The sequence below is a fragment of the Olivibacter domesticus genome (genome assembly GCF_900109575.1).
Lineage (GTDB): Bacteria > Bacteroidota > Bacteroidia > Sphingobacteriales > Sphingobacteriaceae > Olivibacter > Olivibacter domesticus.
The window spans coordinates 49,517-70,280 of the sequence record NZ_FOAF01000014.1 but is presented as its reverse complement, the minus strand read 5'-3'; the positions used below and the strand labels follow the sequence as shown (position 1 = coordinate 70,280).

Below are 20,764 nucleotides of genomic sequence, written 5' to 3'. Positions count from 1 at the left end.
AGAAGTTATTGATGCCTGATTGATCCTTCTTCAGCTTGTGTTGATTTATCATCCTTTGAGGTCTCTGATTGACCCTCTTTGAATTCTCTTACGCCATTAATTCTAATGGATTTACATATGCCCGTTTTAAACGGGTATGAGGCTACAAAAAAAATAAGAAGGACGGAAGGTTTTAGGGAGGTTCCTATTATTGCCATCACAGGCTCGTTTTCCGATGAGGAAGTAAAACGTGGGTATGATGTTGGTATTACAGATTTTTTAATAAAACCTGTCGCGCCAGATCAACTAGACCTTACGTTAAAAAAATATCTGCAGGTCAATGAAGAAACATCCAAGAAGAGAATATTGAAAGAAAATGACCAGCACATTGCATATAGTGTTTTATTAGAATCGTTAGGGAATGACACAGAAACAACGCAAGAAATCTTAAAACAAGCAAATGCTTTTTTTGAACTTGCCTTAACAGATCTAAGTACTTGTTTGACGAATAAAGATTTAGAATCGCTTAAACTGCTTGTCCACCAGATGAGAGGAGTTGCAGCAAATGCTCGATTTATAATTTTAGCGGATACTTTAAAACGTTATGAAGAAATATCAGCAATAGAAGAATATGTAGAAACAGATTTTTTGAATGAAATCAGGGCGGAAATTGAGGCCATAAAAAAACAAATAATCCTTTATATTAGATAAAGGAAATTTAATTTAGGATACGATGAAGAAAATTTTAAGCTGAGTTGATCAACATGAATGAAGAAATAAAAATTTTGTATTTAGATGATGAAGTGAACAACTTGGTGGGATTTAAGGCGCATTTTAGATTTGATTATCAAATCTTTTTAGCTTCTAATACCAATGAGGCACTAAAAGTTCTGGAAGAGCATCCTGATTTACGTATAATTTTTACAGACCAACGTATGCCAGATAAACTGGGTACAGATTTTCTAGATGAAATCCGCGTTATTTACCCATTACCTGTAAGAATTCTTTTGACAGCCTATACGGAAGACCTAAATACTGCGATCGATGCGATTAATAAAGGGAATGTATACCGATACATAAGAAAACCATGGTCGGTAGAAACTATTGGCGCAGTTATAGCAGATGCAAATAGACATTACCTAACAAATTCATTATTAACAATTAAAAATAAGGAGTTAGAACAGGCCTATAATGAATTGGATAAATTTGCTCATAGTGTAAGCCATGATATAAGGGGGCCATTGGCAGGTATAATGGCTGCCGCCCAATTGGCTCAGGATATTAGCGATTTGAGTGAAATAAATGAAATATTACAGATTATTGTAAATTCGGCAGAAAAGCTAGACCGTTACATTTTAAATGTACATGATTACTACAGTGTTAGAAGAGGAGAATTTAATATTGTGGATGTAGATTTGGACGCAATTGCCGCTGATATGCAAGTGATGTATGAAGCTATAGCAAATGCTAAAGGCATTAAATTTACAATAACCGTAAATGAGCTTGGCATTTTTAGATCTGATGAAGTATCTGTTAAGTTGATTCTAAATAATCTTTTATCAAATGCATTTAAATATCAGAAAAAAGACTATAATTACAAGTACGTACATTTAGAAATGGGTGTTGAAAAGGGGATGGCGACGTTCATTGTTAAAGATTCTGGGATAGGCATACCAGATAAATATATAGGAGATATTTTTAATTTATTTTTTAGAGCAACGATTCTGGAAGCAGGAAGTGGGTTGGGGCTTTATAATGTTAAAAATATACTTACCAAACTTGGTGGAAAAGTTAGCGTGAATTCTGTAGAAAATGTCGGGTCAGAATTTATTGTCTCTATTCCGTCAAAATAATTTATTTTAGATCTTTTTTTCTTAGGAAAGAAAGATTATTTTGTATGAAGACTAATTTTGTATATGTTCGAATAAATAGATGAAATATCCTTTTATTGTTATTGATGACAGTCCTATTGATTGTCTCATTGTGAAGAAAGTTATTGGGTTTAGTGGAAAGAGTTCTGACGTGAAAGTCTTTAATGATGCTTCACAGGCTCTTCGGTATATAGAAGATAAGGGAGAAGAAAATTTACCCCCATTATCTTTTATTACATTGGATATTATGATGCCAGTTATGAATGGATTTGAATTTTTGGATAAATTTATTGAATTGCCGCAATCAATTAAAGACCGATATAAAATCGTGATTATATCTTTATCTAACAATGAGCATACTACCAAAAAGCTAATGAAATATCAAGTAATAGAGGCTATTGTTGAGAAACCTATTACTATGGATAAATTTACCACCGTAATTGAAAAGTATAGTTAAGTGAATGACAGGAACCGTCCACGTTTAATCCGCCAACTGGCGGATTTATCGCAAAGGGAATGTGAATTTATTGACGGATTTTAAATGTTGAATTTGTGCTCATGAGCCTTTCGGGGGTTTAAATAGGGTAACTCCATCTGACCGATGGATTAAAAGCGCCTTGCGGTTCATGAGTACCTTTAAAATAGAATACGAACGAATAATTATTACAGATGAAAAGTACATCTTTTTATAAATTAAAAGAAGTCGTTATATAATGAACTATTTTAGAATGGAACCTGAAAATACGATTTATCATAACTCCTCAACCGTTTATCGTCCTGTTTTTTTTAGAAGAGTAAATGATAAAGAAAAGATGGACTACCTTCTGGAAAACAATAAGGAAATCCATATCATTGACCAGATAGAAGCCCAGCTGGTAGAGCTAATAAGACTTGACCATCCATCTAAAAAATTAACAGAAAGTGAACAAAGGATTTTTATTGATAATCATATAGGTGCTACTTCTTTATACGATTATGGTGTTTGGGTTTATTATCAGTGGTTAAATCAGCTTATTCACATATTAGACGAAGAGGAGTTTATTCGCATTCGAACGAGCCGGAATATATATAAAATAACACCTGAGGAAATTAATCTTTTAAGAAAGAAAAAGGTAGGTGTTATTGGGCTGTCAGTTGGTCAAAGTATTGCGATAACGATGGCAATGGAACGCATATGCGGAGAATTACGTTTAGCAGACTTTGATACTATAGAGCTCAGTAATATGAATAGATTAAGGGTAGGTGTCCAACACTTAGGCTTAAGCAAAACAATTGTTGCAGCTCGACAGATAGCAGAACTAGATCCATTTATAAAAGTAATTTGCTACACAAATGGTGTTGATGGAGAGAATATAGACAGCTTTTTTCTGGATGAAGGAAAATTGGATATCTTGGTAGAAGAATGTGATGGTATTGATATGAAGATAATAAGCCGTATTAAGGCAAAACAATATCAAATACCGGTTATTATGGATACAAATGATAAAGGTATGCTCGATGTAGAACGATTTGATCTTGACCCGGAAAGACCCATATTTCATGGGAGATTAAAAAGAGTTGATGGTTTATCTGTTATAGAACTAGAGCAACTATTGAATCAATTAACAGTACAAGATAAAGTGGAGTACTTAGTTGATATCATTGGCTTTGAAAACGTATCGGATGCGATGAAATTATCACTCCAATATATGAATAAAACTATTGTGGGCTGGCCGCAGCTTGCTTCTGCTGTTACCTTAGGAGGTGCAATGGTAACGGACATAACGAGAAAGATTTTTTTAGGAAAATTTGAATCTTCAGGTAGATATTTTGTTGATTTCGATGAATTAATTCAGCCGTAAAATTTAAGTCCTATGATCCACATAAGAACTTTTAGAGCACCAGACGATCCGGACGCATGCGAAAAGTTTATTGTTGGGCATAGGAAATTACTGGAAATTTTTGGAATTAGCCAGATAACCTCTAATAGACAGGATTGGGTAGACGATCCCAATACAATCGTAATTCTAGTTGAAAATATCGAAACAAAAGTAGTATATGGAGGGGCAAGAGTTCAAATGGTTAGCGGTAAATACCCGTTACCGATAGAAACGGCTATCGGCAAATATGATGCTAAAATATACGATTTAATAGAGGATGATCGTCAGAGGGGGGGGACATGTGAAATCTGTGGACTTTGGAACTCAAGAGAAGTGGCAGGCATGGGCATTGGTAGCTATATCTTATCAAGGGTAGGCGTATCTATTACAAAACAGTTACCTGTTGTTAGTCTATTCGTATTATGTGCACCTATTACTGTTAAGATGGGAATGAGACTAGGGTGTACGGTAGAGAAAACATTAGGGAATAATGGGCTGTTTTATTATCCAAAAGATGATTTGGTTGCCACGGTTATGCGATTAAAAGACATTAATGACATCTCATTGGCAACGCCACTGGAGCAGGAAAAAATTCTGTCATTAAGAGATCAGCCGTACCAAACCGTACTCGAGAAAGGGCCTAAAGGTGAATATTTTGTCACTTATGACTTGATAATTCCCAACTTTCCTTAGTAGTATGTCTAGCTAAAAGAATGAGCGTTTAGCCGCTGGAAAGTAATGTTAGTTTAACCATATTACCGATTAATAAAGAGGAGTTAAAACAAATTATGAAGAATGAATAGAAATTTTTTTATAGCTTTCTTTTTTAATTTCATGATTTGCATGTGGAGTAACGTTTTTGCCCAAAGCGATACTTCGGTCATTGAACTTAATAGTGCTACCGAACCACAACTCATTAGGGAAAACGTATATCTATATAAAGATATTAAGGGAAATAGGTCCTTTCGAGATATTATCACCGAAAAGTTTGAGAAGTATCAAGATGGACAAATAATAAATTTAGGAGTCACTGAAGCAAAAATTTGGCTGAAACTTCCTGTTCATAATAGCACAAAGGAAAGTAACTTCTACTTGATGTTGCAGCAATCATCGATCCAAGAGGTAGTTATGTACACGATTTCTGAACAGGGAGAAGTTTCTGCAGATAGCCTTGGAAAATATAAACCATTTAGTGAACGATTTGTTTATTCACCCGATTACATATTTCCTGTTAAGATAAGGAAAGACGAAAATAAAGAGATTTTTTTAAGTATTTCTTCAAACGATCAACTTCAGCTACCCATTTATTTTGGAACAGAAAAGGTCATCTTGCAAAAAGCATCTTCTAAGAACCTAATATTTGGTTTATATGCAGGAGCCGTACTTATCATGATGCTATATAACTTTTTTATTAGCACATCTACGCGTGATATTAGCTATGCATTTTATATTCTCTATATTTTCTCTGTTGGATTAACCCAAGCTATGTTTCAAGGCTATGCTTTCATGTATTTGTGGCCAAACAGCCCATGGCTTGCCAATTATAGTTCTATTATTATTCCATTCTTTTCGGGGATAATGACCATTGGTTTTATAAAAACCTTCTTGCATACCCGACAAAACACACCGCGGTTGGATAAAGGTATTAACCTGATTGTTGTACTCTATATCGTTGGATTGATCTTTGGGCTCTATAAAATACACTATGGTGTTATTCTGTTACAGACGATGGCTTCCTTAGGTTCTCTTTATGTATTGTTTGTTGTAGAGAAAATTAGAAGAAAAGGATATAGGCCGGCAATATTTTTCTTGATTGCTTTCTCATTATTCTTTTTAACCGTTATCATTTTTGTGCTAAGAAACTTTAATATAATCCAATATAACACGTTAACAGCCTATATTTTAGAGATTGGTTCTATATTGGAGATCTCTTTATTGTCTTTTGCGTTAGCAGACAGGATTAATTTTTATCGGAAAGAGAAGGAAGCTTCCCAACTGCAAGCCTTAAAAATATCTCAAGAAAATGCGCGAATAATAAGAGAGCAAAATCTTTTATTGGAGACCGAAGTGGATAAGCGTACAGCCGATCTTCAAAGAAGTAATGAAAGCTTAAATGAAGCAATGCATAATTTAAAGCAGGCTCAGGCACATTTGGTAGAATCAGAAAAACTGGCTTCATTGGGTATGCTTACAGCTGGAATAGCACATGAAATTAATAATCCGATTAATTTTGTTACCGCCAATGTAAAACCGCTAAAAAGAGATATCGAACAGATAATGGAAACAGTGGAAACTTTCGAAAAGATTGGGTTATTACAAATAGAGGAGCACGAAAAGTTGGGCCTTTTTAAACAATATAAAGAGGATATAGATTTTGAATATCTAAAGGAAGAAATACAGTTATTGCTGAAAGGGATACAGGAAGGAGCGTACCGTACCGCTGAAATTGTTAAAAGTTTGCGCATTTTTTCAAGAGTAGATGAAGACGATTTGAAACTGGCCGATTTGAACTTGGGAATAGAATCAACCCTGGTCATATTAAACAGTATGTTCAAAGAACGTATTGCAATTGATAAAAACTACGGCACAATTCCTTATATAGAATGTTTTCCAGGCAAGCTCAACCAAGTCTTTTTAAATTTAATAACAAACGCTATCCATGCAATTGATGAGAAATTTAAAGGAGGCAATGGTGGCGAAATAATTATTAGAACTTATAAAAGTGATGATTTGGTGTTTATATCTATAAAAGATAACGGTACGGGTATTAGAGAAGAAGTTCAAAATAAAATTTTTGATCCTTTTTTTACAACTAAAGATGTGGGCGAAGGCACAGGATTAGGATTGGCTATTGTAGCGCAAACCATAGCAAAACATAAAGGTGAAATAGAATTGTTATCTGAAGCTGGCTTAGGATGTGAGTTTATAATAAAAATACCGATTATTCAAAATCCAATAACCCGCTTGGACGACGAGAATAGATTATGATAGAAGTCTTTGCCTTAAAAGAAACTCTAGTTGCTCGTTGGTGATGGCAAGATGCTGATTTTCTTCCTTTATCTTTTTCTTTTCCAAATAAGCCGTATATGCCTTTTGAATAGTTGCTTCCAATTCCTCATCGTTCCAAGGCTTCGTAAGATAATGAAAAATCTTTCCTTTATTAATAGCATCAATCACGGCAGCCATATCAGTATAACCCGTTAACAGAATTCGGATGGGGTCTGGATGACTATCTATGATCTTCTCTAAAAATTCAACACCGGTCATGCGTGGCATGCGTTGATCGGTAATGATTATTTCAACCTCATTGTTTTTTAACAATTCTATGGCCTCCGGCCCACCTATAGCCGTATGTATTCTATATTTTGTTCTAAAAGAGGCCTTAAAAGAAACCAAATTATGTTCCTCATCGTCTACGAATAAAATGCTGATTTTATGCTGTGTCATAAATCTTTAAGTTAACCTTGAAATTACCACAAAATATGTAATTTTTAACAAATATAAAGACGTATTGTTATATATGAGTCGGATATTATGGTGAAAATTACGCGACGAAATATTGACAGCTATTAAAATATCATTGACAAATAGTTTTAATGCCAGTGAATTAATATCAGCATTGCAAGATTTTTTAGATAATGCTGGCATTATGTGAAGAATAAGGGGGATCTGAAGTATGCCGATTTGTAACGAAAAACCGTTATTAGTTTTGATCTTTAACTTTTGGAACGGATGAAATGTTAAATATAAAGCCCACACCATATACATTTTCAATGCTTACAGACGAAGAATGATTAAAAGCCTTACGAAGTCTGGATATAAAAACATCCAAACTCCTTCCCAAAAAATAGTCATTTTCCCCCCAGAGCTGTGTAAGTATCTCCTCTCTTCTTAAAATTCGATTTTTATTAAGGTGAAGATATTCTAAAAGTTCTGCTTCGCGTGGAGTAAGCGATATCTCATTTTTATTTGGAAAAGAAAGCTTAAGAAGCGCTCGTTGAAAACGGATGTCTCCTATGAGAACGATACCCGAAGATTCCGAAAAATTTTCAGGATTTATTGTGGTAGCCGTATGTCTACGAATGATATTTTTTATTCGTAATACAAGCTCATCCACATCAAATGGTTTATTTATATAGTCGTCGGCACCTATTTTTAAACCCTGAATACGGTCTTTTTTTTCATTTCGAGCCGTTAAAAACAAAAATGCCTGATTTTTATTTTGTTCAATAATTTTTTCCGCCAATTCAAAACCATTATAATCTGGAAGTTGAATGTCTATTAACAATAAATTAAAGTATGGGTTTTGTATGTAAGTTTCATAGGCATTATGAGCCGTTTTACACCAAATTACTTCAAAGCCCATAAACGCTAAGTATTGCTTAACAACATTGCCCAAATCTGGTTCATCCTCAACAAAAAGTAAACGGTGCTCCATATGCTATGTTCTAAAAGTATTTTATGTTGAAATATAAAAAATTACTATATGCTGTTTTCGTATGTAAAACTACTATCTTTTGTACACTTCCAATGAATGCTTAATATAAAAATTGATAAAGAGACGGCTCGACAGTTATCATTTCTATACTTTTAATTTTGCACAAAGTATTCTGTATCGGTTCTGCAAATAGCCCTTATGGAGGGCTGAGTTTCCCATAAGGTCGTTCCCGTGCTCTTTTACATAGGAATAAAAATGCAGAATTTACTGCCCTTGCTGAGTTCGCTCTCCAAAAGCAATTTCCAGTTATGTGCTTCAAGTGCCTGCTTTACATAGTAAAGCCCTAAACCAAGCCCTGGTGTTCTCAATCTGTTCTTCCCGCGATAAAACTTGTCAAAAATAAATTTGATTAACTCTTCACTCATGCCGATGCCATTATCTCTTACTTCGATAACTGCATTTCCTTCTATGAGAATTGTTTGTACTAATATCTTTTTACGTTGACTGACGTTATATTTAATGGCGTTATCAAAAATATTGTACAGCATAGTTGTGAAGAGAAATTTATTGAGAGTGATCTGACAAGGGGCCTTAAAGGGTGAAAATTGAATATAGACATCACGCGGAACCTTTAGTCTATAATCGCTAATGATTTGTTCTAATAGCAGATTGAGACTATGCAATTCCGTTTCCATTGTTTCTTTATTCATTTTGCTAATGTCCAAAGCTTGGTTAATGAGCGTTTGAAGACGCTGTGCTTGCCTTTTAATAACCTCAGTAAGCGAATCTATGTTGGCCACATTATTAGAGATTTCTCGGTTTTGCAAACTTTTATTTGCGACTAAAATCGTAGAGATGGGGGTGTTAAATTCGTGTGTAATGCTGTTAAGGAAATCTGATTTCATATCTACCAATTTTTTTTGTTTCAGCCAATTTCTGTACGTGAAATAATAAATGCAGATTACACAGAAGATTGAAGATAAAGATAGGAGCAAAGTTGGGAACATACTTTTTAATATAGTACTGGTACGATTGTCTTTATCTACATGAAGAGAAAATGCGATTTGATATGAATGATGACTGGGAGTAGAGACACTTAAATAGGTAACCCGATTTTGCCGATAAATATTAGTTAAATTTCCATCAATTAAAATTCCGCTCTCGGTTTGAATACTGCTATCGATACGGGGATTTGGGTATCGTGCATTGTACAGGGTGATATAAGTTGTTCCGTCAAAGGTTAAATTCAAACCCTCAAGAAGTAAAGCGTATTCTAAATTGCTTTCCAAATTATTACTACGTTTGATGTAATTAAAGACACTGTCCATAGTACTCGATAACTGCAGTTTGTTAAAAAGACTGTCACATATTTTATCTTTTTCAATTTCAAAAGCTGGTTTTGAGACATTATATAGGCTGTCTAGGAGGCCCATGTTCTTATAGATAAATGAATCAATTACTTTTTGCCCACCAGGAAATACTTTATCATTTCGAATGCTCTCTGAATACACTTCATTAATAATTTGTCTTTCTTTTAGCTCGTACTGACTATTTCGTAACTCATAGGTGTTGAAAATCAGCCGATATTGTACGTATAGCAATATACAAAGACTTAGCAAAGCAACTATTTTGTACGTTTTTGTTGACAGATTCATTGGATTAGGAATAGATCAATTAAATTATTATTAAAAAATAAGAAAAAAGGAGCTTGTTAAGTTTCTATTAACAATTTATTAGGAATTGATTGACAACTATTCGTTTTCAATACAATTACTTTTACCATTAATAATCAAGCCAGTCCTTGAACCATACAAGCTTAGGGAGTCACTAAAGTAAGAAAATTTTATCTCTGAACGAAAAGGTGAATTTTTTTGCTAAAACGTTTTTAAGTTAAAGGAGTCGACGATATATGTTTTTGTATTGAAAGCGATGAAACCGAAAACCAATCACTATTCATATGTATATTTTTAAAAACCAAAATTGTAACAAGGGACACCAATGGTGGTGTCATTTCAAACATGGATTGACAAAGATAGTGGGAGCATTTATGCTGCTTTCTTGGTTAATCAGTTGTTTTCCGAGGTTCGCAGTAGCAGCTGTACAACAAACGGTCCGTGGAAAGGTCGTGAGTGCCGAAGATAATACTCCTTTACCTGGTGTAACGGTAAGAATTAAAGGCGAACAGATCGGAACAAACACGAATGCGGAAGGATTATTCGAACTTCAAGCTTCAACTAATTCTGTATTAGAGTTTTCCTATTTGGGATATGTTTCTAAGGAAGAGCCTGTTAGCAACCGTATGCAAATCAACGTTTCTTTGAGTCCTAACATCCAATCACTTGAGGAGGTGACGGTATCGGTTGGTTATGGTACCTTAAAGCAAAAAGAGGTAACCTCGGCTGTTGCACATATAGATACGGCTCAATTCAGGCAAAGTGGGGCGAGAAACCCATTAGACCTTATACAAGGAAAAGTTGCCGGTTTACAGGTGACGCGTACAAGTGGTTCTAATCCAAATACGGCAGTAGCCGTTCAATTGCGCGGAGTGGTAAGTGTTGCTGGGTCTGCCAGCCCTCTCTATGTGATTGATGGCATCCCCGGAGGTAATATGGATTTGTTGCAACAGGATGATATCGAATCCATTGATGTGCTGAAAGATGGTTCTGGTGCTGCCATTTATGGGTCAAGTGCCAATGCTGGAGTCATTTTGGTAACAACCAAGAAAGGGAAGGCGGGAACATCTTCTTTTACCTACAATAATTATGCAAGGAAAGAATATGTGGCCAGAAGACCAAACACTTTATCTGCGGAAGCGTTTCGGGAAAAAGTAAACAGTGGCGAAATTAACCAGCAGGATTTTGGGCAAAATACCGATTTCTATGATATGCTGATCAATCATAGTAACCTATCGAATAATCATAACCTTGCGATGAGCGGAGGAACGAGTAATACCAATTACCGCGCAAGTGTAAACTACCGGAATCTGGAAGGTATCAGTTTGGCTAATGCCCGTCAGGAATATGGTGCTCGGTTGAATGTTAATCAGAAAGGACTAGATGACCGTTTGAATGTTATGTTGAATTTGGCTACTAATTTCAATAAGCAGAATCGCCTGGGTGGTGGTGGATGGGAAAGCGAAGTATTCAAAAATCCTACCTTATCCAATTTTAATGAAGACGGCTCGTATCGCTTTGATTTAATCAGTACAAATGAGTATGCTCGGTTGATGCAGGAAACTTCTTGGAGAAAACAACAGACTACATCGGGCGATTTTAAGGCGGATCTGGATTTATTGCCTGGATTGAGAGGTTCAGTCTTCGGATCTTACCAAAGAGAATCACGCAATGATAGTCAATACGCACCACAAAATAGTGAAGGATCATTAGAGAACACGGATTATCCTGGCGGTGCTTGGGCTGCAAAGGGTGATTTTCTTTCGGAATCCTATGCTTTTGAACCTACTTTACAGTATCAAAAGCTCATTGCCGAGAAACACAATTTGACTGCTATCGCTGGTTATAGTTACCGATATTATAAAGAAGAAGGGTTCAATGCAGAAAATCGTGGATTCATTAACGATCTTTTTCATGAGGATAATTTGGGTTCAGGGACGGCTTTAATAGATGGGAAAGCTGGGATGAGCAGTTTTAAAAATGATAACACCCTTATTGCCTTTTTCGGTAGAATCAATTATACCTTCAATAGCAAGTATATGGCGCAGTTTATTCTACGGCGTGAGGGATCGTCTCGTTTTGGAGATAATAACAAATGGGGGAATTTCCCGGCTGTATCTGCGGGATGGACTGTTTCAGAGGAGAATTTTATGAAAAATGTTACGTTTGTAGACTTTTTAAAGCTTCGAGCAGGCTATGGCGTAACGGGTAATTCCGGTTTTGCTAACAATGCTTCCCGCGTGACACTGGGAGGGGGAGGAAGGTACCTTTACCCCGACGGTTTTTATAGAGAAACGTACGGTCCGAACAGAAACCCTAATCCGAACTTGAAATGGGAAACAAAACGGGAATTAAATATCGGGATCGATTATGCTTTGTTTAACAGTAAATTAAGCGGTAGCATTGATGTATATAACCGAAAGACCAATGATCTGTTAGATACTTACACTTCTCCTCAACCACCGTTTATTCGAGATCAGATCTATACCAACGTAGGTTCTATTTCTTCTAAAGGTATTGAAGTAGCCTTTAGTTATAAAGCCGTTGATCACCGTGATTTTAAATGGTCTGTTGATTTAGCAGCAAGCACTACTAAGAATGTGCTAGATACTTATTCCAATGATATTTATACTGTAGAATACAAAACCTTTGGATCTATTGGTGGAGCTGGTGATTTGGGCGAGGCGTTTACTACCTATGAAGGCGAAAAGGTTGGCGAATTTTGGGGTAAACGTTTTGCCGGTTTTACAGAAGATGGCAAATGGTTATTCTATAATCGTAATGGAGAGGCGGTTCGAAATGACCAAATTAACAATTCTAAAGATAGAAGTGTGACAGATTTGGCTCCCATAGGTAATGCTGTCCCTAAGTATTATTTATCATTAACCAACAGCTTTAAATACAAGCAATTCGATTTCCGCATATTTATGCGAGGTAAATTTGATTATGATATCTTGAATACGATGGCGTTAAGTTATGGGAATAAAACCTGGAGCGGTAATCTATTGAAAGAAACCTTTACGGAGTACAGTGAAATCAATGATACGTATATGTACTCCGACTATTATTTGGAAAGCGGTAGTTATTGGAAAATAGATGAGATAACTTTAGGTTACACTTTTAAACTACCATCCAAATTGATTAAAAATTTAAGGGTGTATGCTACAGGGCAAAATCTAGCGACTATTACTGGTTACTCCGGTAATGACCCAGATTTAGTGTCCGATACAGGACTAGGAAATCCTGATGGAAACGATAGAAGATTAGGTATTGACAATAGAAGTTCGTATCCAAGTACAAGATCTTTCCTTTTTGGCCTTAATCTCGCATTTTAGTCTAGGGAATCTATCCATATATAACTTCCCGAGTTTTATAACTGCAAATAAAAAAAGATGAAAACACAATCACTATTCAAGAATATACTGGTGGGCACTTTACTTTTAACAGGCTGTACTAAGCTTGACGAAAATGCCTACGACCAAATGCTTACCGATAATTTCTATAACAACAGAAATGAAGTTGTATCAGCAGTGCTGCGGCCCTACACCCATGCTAACGCGTGGGTCTCTCCTTCTGGTCAGGATGGCTGGTGGCGTGCGGCAGAGTTGTCTGGTGATCAATTAGCTTGGCCAACTAAGGGTAGACATGGGGAAGATGGGGGGAAGTGGAAACGTTTACATTATCATACTTGGACGGTAGACGAAAGCGGTTTAAACAGAGCTTGGTCGCTGATATATTGGGGAATGGGACTTTGTAATGACCCGATTCAAAACTTAGAATCGCGGGACATCGCTCAAATGGGTATTACCCAAGAAGAGAAGGATGCTTATATTGCCGAACTTAAATTGCTAAGGGCGTTTCATTATTTGAAGCTGATGGACCTTTTTGGTAATATCCCCGTGGTAACTCAAGTTGGAGAGCCCGCTCAGCCGGAGACGCTGTCTAGGCAAGAAGTGTTTAATTTTATCGAAAGTGAAATATTAGCAAACATTGACAATGTACCCGCTTTATCCCATGAAATGTTGGGTAGAATGTCGAAAGCGGGTGCTTATGCTATGTTGGTGGAGCTTTACTTGAACGCCGAAGTATGGACTGGTACAGCGCGATGGGACGACTGTATTGCTGCGGCCGATCATCTGATTAATGGAGATGGTGGCGCGCAAAATGGTGCCATGGCTTTGGATCCCAATATTACGGATACTTATATTTCAACGAATGATCAGTCGAAAGAAGTTGTTTTTTCTATAGCTTATGATTATACCACAGCAAATTTTCAACCTTCGTGGCCAAGTGAGTTTTATCACTTCAAACAGCGAGAAATATATGGAGGCGGACGAAACGGAAATGATGGTATCGTACTTATTCCTGGTGTATACACTAAATACAAAAATCAGGATCTGAGGAAAAAATCATGGTTTTGGGAAGGCGAAATGGTTAATTTTGCAACAGGAGAACCGGTGACGGGATCGGAGGAATATCGGGACTTACCACTAGTGTTTGTAGACAATATTCAAAAGAATAAGTCGGGTTCTACCGTTTCTAACATGAGTGAAGGGGAGGAGAATAGCGGTGTACGCTTTAATAAATATAAATTGGGTAGCCAAGTGGTCGGCTTTGACGGTACACCTGTTGACGAAAATTATAATAATACCGATTGGAACATTTATAGGTTAACCTGGATTTATTTTGCGAAGGCAGAGGCATTGATGCGGAAAAATGGTGGAGTGGCAACGCAAGAAGCAATAGCGTTAATTAACGTTTCAAAAAAGCGAGCTTTCCTAGATGCAGATTGGAGTAATAATGCCTATACTCCGGCAACGCTTACGATGGATGAATTATTAGAGGAAAGAGGTAGGGAATTTATTTTTGAAGGTTTTAGGAGAGATGATTTAATACGGTTTGGAAAGTTCGCCACTGGATCCTGGTGGGATCACCAACCTAGTGACTTGACGAAAACACTGTATCCGATACCTCAACAACAACGTGATTTAAACCCCAATCTCCAGCAAAACCCTGGCTATAATTAGAACCTGTGATTTTTGCTGGCAATTGGGATGGCTCCACTCAAAATTGGGATAGTTCCAAATAGAACTGTAAATTGGCAACCAAAACAGCCAAATCGGCTGTTTTGGTATTTATATTTTGAAAATGATGTTAAAAAGAATTAAAAAAATGATGTTTTGCGCGGCTATGGCTGTTTTATTTGCTTTATCTGCCCATGCCCAAACATCTGTTGCCGCGCTAGAACCGGTGGATTACGTAAACCCTTTAATGGGGACTGATTCAAAGGTCTCTTTATCAAATGGAAATACATACCCCGCGATTGGCTTACCTTGGGGAATGAATTATTGGACACCACAAACAGGTAAGAACGGGGATGGGTGGCAATATACGTATGCTGCTGATAAAATTCGGGGTTTAAAGCAAACGCATCAACCGTCTCCCTGGATGAATGATTATGGTCAATTCTCACTCATGCCAGTTAGTGGGAAAAGTGTTTTTGATCAAGAGGGGCGAGCCAGTTGGTTTTCGCATAAAGCCGAGATTTCCAAACCTTATTATTATAGTGTGTATTTGGCCGATCATGATGTGACAGCCGAAATAACACCGACAGAAAGAGCGGCTATGTTTAGATTTTCTTTTGCAAAAACGGATAGCGCTTTTGTGGTACTGGATGCTTTTGACAGAGGCTCCGAGGTTCAGATCATTCCGGAAAAAAACATGATTATTGGCTACTCAACACGTTATAGCCGCGGGAAGCTTAAGAATTTTCGGAATTACTTTGTTATTGTGTTCGATAAACCTTTTAGCAATTATGCTACTTGGTCTGATTCGGTGAAGTTTGATAGCCAGCGGCGTGTTTCTGCAAATCATGTAGGAGCAATTGTGGGGTTTTCTGTCAAAGGTAAAACAGATCAGGTACATGCCAAGGTAGCTTCTTCTTTTATTAGTGCCGAACAGGCAGCATTGAATTTGAATGAACTTGGCACAGATTCCTTTGAGCAGGTCGCGGCCAAAGGACGTTCAATCTGGAATGAGAAACTAGGAAGATTACAGGTGGAAAGTGATAACGTCGATCAATTACGTACCTTTTATTCTAGCCTATACCGCACATTGTTTTTTCCGAACAAACTATATGAGATTGATGCTGCTGGAAAGATCGTCCACTATAGTCCTTATAATGGAGAAGTTTTGCCAGGGTATATGTTTGCCGGCACTGGTTTTTGGGATACATTTCGGGCATTATATCCCTTCTTAAATCTAATGTATCCATCTATTAACAAAGAAATGCAGGAAGGGTTGATTAACGATTATAAAGAGGGAGGATTCTTACCCGAATGGAGTAGTCCGGGTTTTGCAGATATTATGGTTGGAAATAATTCTGCTTCTGTTGTAGCAGATGCTTATATAAAAGGTTTAAGAGGTTATGATATTGAAAAATTGTATGAAGCGCTTGTTCATGGTGCTAACAACGAAGGACCCATGACGGCAGTGGGACGGAAAGGAGTTGAATATTATAATAAATTAGGCTATGTTCCTTACGATGTGAAAATTAATGAGAACGCCGCTAGGACCTTGGAGTATGCTTATGATGATTTTGCGATTTATCAATTAGCAAAAGCATTGAAAAAACCTAAAAAGGAAATAGCGCTTTATGCAAAAAGAAGCCAAAATTATCGCAATTTATTTGACAAAGAATCAAATTTGATGCGTGGTAGAAATCAGGATGGATCTTTTCAGTCGCCTTTTAATCCACTAAAATGGGGCGATGCATTTACAGAGGGTAATAGCTGGCATTACTCATGGAGCGTTTTTCACGATGTACAGGGATTAATAAATCTAATGGGAGGTAAACACACCTTCGTTCATATGCTTGATTCTGTTTTTGCACAAGCTCCCTCATTTGATGATAGCTATTATGGTGGCGTGATACATGAGATACGCGAAATGCAAATAGCTAATATGGGACAATACGCTCATGGAAATCAACCTATCCAGCACATGATATATCTTTATAACTATGCAGGAGAGCCTTGGAAAACGCAATATTGGGTCAGAGAAGTAATGAACAGGTTATATCTCTCTACACCCGACGGCTATTGTGGAGATGAGGATAATGGACAAACATCTGCTTGGTATGTCTTTTCTGCGTTGGGATTTTATCCAGTATGTCCTGCAACAGATCAATATGTACTAGGAGCTCCCCTATTTAGAAAGGTGACTTTAAAATTCGAAAACGGTAAACAACTTGAAATTGAAGCACCGGATAATTCAGATAGTAATCGCTATGTCAAAGACGTATTATTAGATAATAAGTCGTTAAACCAAAATTGGATTGGCCATCAACGTATATTTGAAGGTGGGAAATTACGCTTTAATATGGATGCAATACCGAACAAACAAAGAGGGGTTGAAGAAAAGGCATATCCTTTTTCATTCTCTTCATCAAATTAATAAAGTAAAAAGATATTAACTGACTTATGTACGCAAATAAATTGAGAACAGTTCTTTTTTTTAGTATTCTTGCTTTTAGCACAAAGAAATGTTTTTCGCAAAATGGCTGGAGCCGGATAGACGGAGATATAAAAGACGCCATTTCAGTAGATACGATAAAAAAAGGTCGGTATACGCTTGTCTTTATCAATAAATCCGTCGATTTTAATGCCGAATTGAAAAATAGATTAACAGGTGTTTTCTTTGTGAATTATCCAAAAGAGGCGAAAATATATAATAAGAAAACGATGGATAAGGTGATTTTTGTGATCGATCCAGCATATCAAGGTGTGGCCGCTGCAGGTGGGGGAGTGGTCCGATTTAATCCGTCTTGGTTTAAAAAAAATCCTGGAGATATAGATGTAGTGACCCATGAAGTAATGCACTTAGTACAGTCATATCCCGATGGATCCGGCCCGGGTTGGATAACGGAAGGAATTGCTGATTACGTTCGGTTCACATTGGGAGTAGATAATGAAGGGGCCAACTGGAAATTGCCTGCTTACAATGAGAAACAATCTTACGAAAATGCATATAGGATTACAGCTAGGTTTTTCTATTGGATCGAAAAACATGTTAAAAAAGGAACCATTAAAAAACTGGATGCAGCAATGAGAAATAAGCGTTATACTAATTCCTTCTGGGAAGAAAATACCGGAATGAGTGTAGATGAGCTTTGGGTAAAATATGCAAAAGAGCCTGATATAAGCTAGTAAGCACTATTTTTATTAGTTTAGGGATGGCCGTTTAACCTTCATTTTGGTTTGTTATGAGGGTTACGGCTGTCTTTATTTTCAAAATAGATAAAAAAACAATAAACTTATGATGAGCGTAAGAAGCTTTTTATTGACAATTTTATTACCGGCGAGCGTATACGCACAAAATGGATCATTGGTGCAGTACGTTAAACCTATTATTGGAACTGCAAAAATGGGCCATACCTTTCCCGGAGCCACGGTTCCTTTTGGAGCGGTACAACTAAGTCCAGATACAGACACTATTCCTTATGCTGTAGATGGGAAGTATAATGGAGATGTTTATAAATATTGTGCCGGATATCAGTATAATGACCCAACAATTGTTGGGTTTAGTCATACTCATTTTAGTGGAACAGGGCATTCTGATTTAGGTGATTTTTTAATTATGCCCACTACAGGAGAGTTACAAATGAATCCTGGTACGGCTGATCGTCCTCAAGATGGTTATAGATCAGCTTTTAGCCATGATAATGAAATAGCTGAACCAAATTACTATAAGGTAAAACTAAATGATCACAATATTTTAGCTGAACTTACAACAAGTACCAGGGTAGGTTTTCATCAATATACCTTTCCTAAATCAAGCCAGTCTCATATTATACTGGATCTAATGGCTGGGATCTATAATTATGAAGATAAAAATGTGTGGACGGTGGTTAGGGTTGTAAATGATACGCTCGTAACAGGATACAGACAAACGAACGGATGGGCCAGAACGCGTACGGCATACTTCGCCATGAGTTTTTCAAAGCCATTTAAAGAATATGGTACACAAAATAATGATAAGCCACAAGTTTATAAGGGTTTTTGGCGGAAGTTCGATCAAAACAAAAATTTTCCTGATATCGCTGGTAGAAATTTGAGAATGCACTTTGATTTTAATACAGAGGCAGATGAACAGATAAAAATAAAATTTGCGTTAAGTCCGGTTAGTATGCAAAATGCTGTGGCAAACATGAGAGAGGAAATTCCTGACTGGAATTTCGAACGTGTTAAGGAAGAGGGGCAAAACGCGTGGGAAAAGGAGCTGCAAAAGATTGCGATTAATGTGCCAACAAAAGAGGATCGAATTAATTTTTATACTGCTATGTATCACGCGGCATTAATGCCGACCGTTTATATGGATACCAATGGTGAGTATAAAGGACTAGATCAGGAGATACATAAATCTGCTGGATTTACCAATTATACATCCTTCTCTTTATGGGATACATTTAGAGCCTTCCACCCTTATCTTAACTTGATTAACCCGAAGCGAAATGCAGATATGGTGGCGTCTATGATGGCTCATTATGATCAAAGCGTCTTACATATGCTCCCCGTTTGGTCACACTATGCAAACGATAATTGGTGCATGAGCGGGTATCATAGTGTTTCAGTCGTTGCTGATGCAATCATAAAGGGCATATATAAAGGCGATGCAATGGCTGCATTGAACGCTTGTGTACAAACAGCCAATGCCAGAAACTATGAAGGCATCGGCGAATATATTGATAAGGGCTATATCTCTGCCGAAGAATCGGGTACGTCTGTATCTAACACCTTAGAATATGCTTATGATGATTGGTGCATTGCTCAATTAGCGAAAAAACTTGGACAAACAGCCATTTATCAAGATTTTATCAAACGATCGGATAATTGGAGAAATGTATACGATAAAAGTATCGGCTTTATGCGGCCTAGATTGAATGATGGTTCTTTCAAAAAAGATTTCGATGTACTTAAAACAGATGGTCAAGGATTTATAGAGGGTAATACATGGAACTTCAGTTTATATGTACCGCATAACCCCGAAGGTATGATGGAAAATATGGGTGGGAAGAAACGTTTATCTCGTTATTTAGATTCTTTGTTTACCATGCACCTACCAGATGAGTTTTTTGCACATACAGAAGATATTACTAGAGAAGGTATTATTGGCAATTATGTGCACGGAAATGAGCCATCTCACCATGTGGCTTATTTATATAATATTACAGGCGAACCGTGGAAGACTCAGGAAAAAGTACGAATGATTCTCAAACATCAATATCATAACGGGGCTGACGGCCTTGGAGGGAATGATGATTGCGGACAAATGAGCGCGTGGTATATTTTTAGCTCACTAGGGTTTTATCCTGTGGCGCCTGCATCAGATGAATACTGGTTGGGCAGTCCAGCTGTGAACGAGGCAAAAATATCGGTAGGAAATGGCAAAGAGTTTGTCATTAAAGCGGTTAATCAATCAGAGAAAAATGTTTTTGTAAAAAAGGTACTTCTTAACGGCAAAGAGGTAAAAAATAATAGAATAAAACATGCCGACTTAATAGGCGGGGGTGAATTGGTGTTCTACATGAGTGCCAAAAAGAAAATATAATAGCTTTAAGAAATGGCCGGCTATTTAGTCGGCCATTTATTCTCATAGTTCAATTCGTAATGCATACTTTGGCTTACACGCCCTCATCTATTTCTATCTCAATTCCCTTCTCTTGGTAAAAAGAAAAATTATTTATTACATCTTCTATCGAAAGGAGCTCCAGATCGCTAAGTGCAGTAATGGAAGCGTCATCCATTAAGTGTCCCTTAATAGGTTCCTTACTTGGTATATATACCAAGTCCTTACCTTCCTGAGCGCTGGCAATTAAGGTCGTAAACTCCTCTGCCAATAATTTTTTAAGTAGAGGTATTGTTATATGTTCGTGCATATTGCTTA

15 protein-coding genes are annotated in these 20,764 nt (G+C 36.9%); 11 read left to right on the top strand and 4 right to left on the bottom strand.

Annotated features, from left to right (window positions below):
* Positions 1-117: 117 nt before the first annotated feature.
* The 6 genes from BMY50_RS26360 (at position 118) to BMY50_RS26335 (ending at position 6,697) form a co-directional block, all read left to right on the top strand.
* Entirely contained in the window at positions 118-690 is a 573-nt protein-coding gene (locus tag BMY50_RS26360; RefSeq protein WP_162276679.1) for a response regulator, read from the top strand.
* A gap of 53 nt (positions 691-743) precedes the next feature.
* Positions 744-1,832 (top strand): hybrid sensor histidine kinase/response regulator, encoded by a 1,089-nt coding sequence (locus tag BMY50_RS26355; protein WP_093332430.1) that lies wholly within the window; start codon positions 744-746, stop codon positions 1,830-1,832.
* Positions 1,833-1,911: 79 nt separating this feature from the next.
* Positions 1,912-2,307, top strand: a complete 396-nt coding sequence (locus BMY50_RS26350) for a response regulator (RefSeq protein ID WP_093332427.1) — start codon at positions 1,912-1,914, stop codon at positions 2,305-2,307.
* 256 nt (positions 2,308-2,563) lie between these two features.
* Entirely contained in the window at positions 2,564-3,691 is a 1,128-nt protein-coding gene (locus BMY50_RS26345; protein WP_238383899.1) for a ThiF family adenylyltransferase, read from the top strand.
* A 12-nt stretch (positions 3,692-3,703) separates the two neighbouring features.
* A complete protein-coding gene (locus BMY50_RS26340) occupies positions 3,704-4,402 on the top strand; it encodes a hypothetical protein (RefSeq protein ID WP_093332424.1) in 699 nt (232 codons plus the stop codon).
* A gap of 102 nt (positions 4,403-4,504) precedes the next feature.
* Complete coding sequence (locus BMY50_RS26335; protein WP_093332422.1) at positions 4,505-6,697, top strand: sensor histidine kinase; 2,193 nt, start codon at positions 4,505-4,507, stop codon at positions 6,695-6,697.
* On the opposite strand, the gene BMY50_RS26330 is transcribed toward BMY50_RS26335, so the two are convergent.
* From BMY50_RS26330 to BMY50_RS26320, 3 genes are all read right to left on the bottom strand, one after another.
* Complete coding sequence (locus BMY50_RS26330; RefSeq protein WP_093332409.1) at positions 6,692-7,156, bottom strand: response regulator; 465 nt, start codon at positions 7,154-7,156, stop codon at positions 6,692-6,694. The two genes, BMY50_RS26335 and BMY50_RS26330, sit on opposite strands and share 6 nt — an antisense overlap.
* Positions 7,157-7,412: 256 nt before the next feature.
* Positions 7,413-8,147 (bottom strand): response regulator transcription factor, encoded by a 735-nt coding sequence (locus BMY50_RS26325; RefSeq protein ID WP_093332406.1) that lies wholly within the window; start codon positions 8,145-8,147, stop codon positions 7,413-7,415.
* A gap of 239 nt (positions 8,148-8,386) precedes the next feature.
* Positions 8,387-9,802: a sensor histidine kinase gene (locus tag BMY50_RS26320; RefSeq protein WP_093332403.1), complete on the bottom strand. Its 1,416-nt coding sequence runs from the start codon at positions 9,800-9,802 to the stop codon at positions 8,387-8,389.
* A 302-nt stretch (positions 9,803-10,104) separates the two neighbouring features.
* On the opposite strand from BMY50_RS26320, the gene BMY50_RS26315 reads away from it, so the two are divergent.
* From BMY50_RS26315 to BMY50_RS26295, 5 genes are all read left to right on the top strand, one after another.
* Positions 10,105-13,155, top strand: a complete 3,051-nt coding sequence (locus BMY50_RS26315; RefSeq protein ID WP_238383898.1) for a SusC/RagA family TonB-linked outer membrane protein — start codon at positions 10,105-10,107, stop codon at positions 13,153-13,155.
* Between the two features lie 57 nt (positions 13,156-13,212).
* Positions 13,213-14,847 (top strand): RagB/SusD family nutrient uptake outer membrane protein, encoded by a 1,635-nt coding sequence (locus tag BMY50_RS26310; RefSeq protein ID WP_093332394.1) that lies wholly within the window; start codon positions 13,213-13,215, stop codon positions 14,845-14,847.
* A 124-nt stretch (positions 14,848-14,971) separates the two neighbouring features.
* Entirely contained in the window at positions 14,972-17,275 is a 2,304-nt protein-coding gene (locus BMY50_RS26305) for a GH92 family glycosyl hydrolase (RefSeq protein WP_377533720.1), read from the top strand.
* A 26-nt stretch (positions 17,276-17,301) separates the two neighbouring features.
* The gene (locus BMY50_RS26300) at positions 17,302-18,027 is read left to right on the top strand and encodes a basic secretory protein-like protein (RefSeq protein ID WP_093332388.1); all 726 of its coding nucleotides are present in this window, start codon (positions 17,302-17,304) and stop codon (positions 18,025-18,027) included.
* 109 nt (positions 18,028-18,136) lie between these two features.
* The gene (locus BMY50_RS26295; protein WP_093332385.1) at positions 18,137-20,428 is read left to right on the top strand and encodes a GH92 family glycosyl hydrolase; all 2,292 of its coding nucleotides are present in this window, start codon (positions 18,137-18,139) and stop codon (positions 20,426-20,428) included.
* Positions 20,429-20,501: 73 nt separating this feature from the next.
* Here the strand turns inward: BMY50_RS26295 and BMY50_RS26290 are convergent, their stop codons facing one another.
* Positions 20,502-20,756 (bottom strand): hypothetical protein, encoded by a 255-nt coding sequence (locus tag BMY50_RS26290; RefSeq protein WP_093332371.1) that lies wholly within the window; start codon positions 20,754-20,756, stop codon positions 20,502-20,504.
* Between the last annotated feature and the right edge of the window lie 8 nt (positions 20,757-20,764).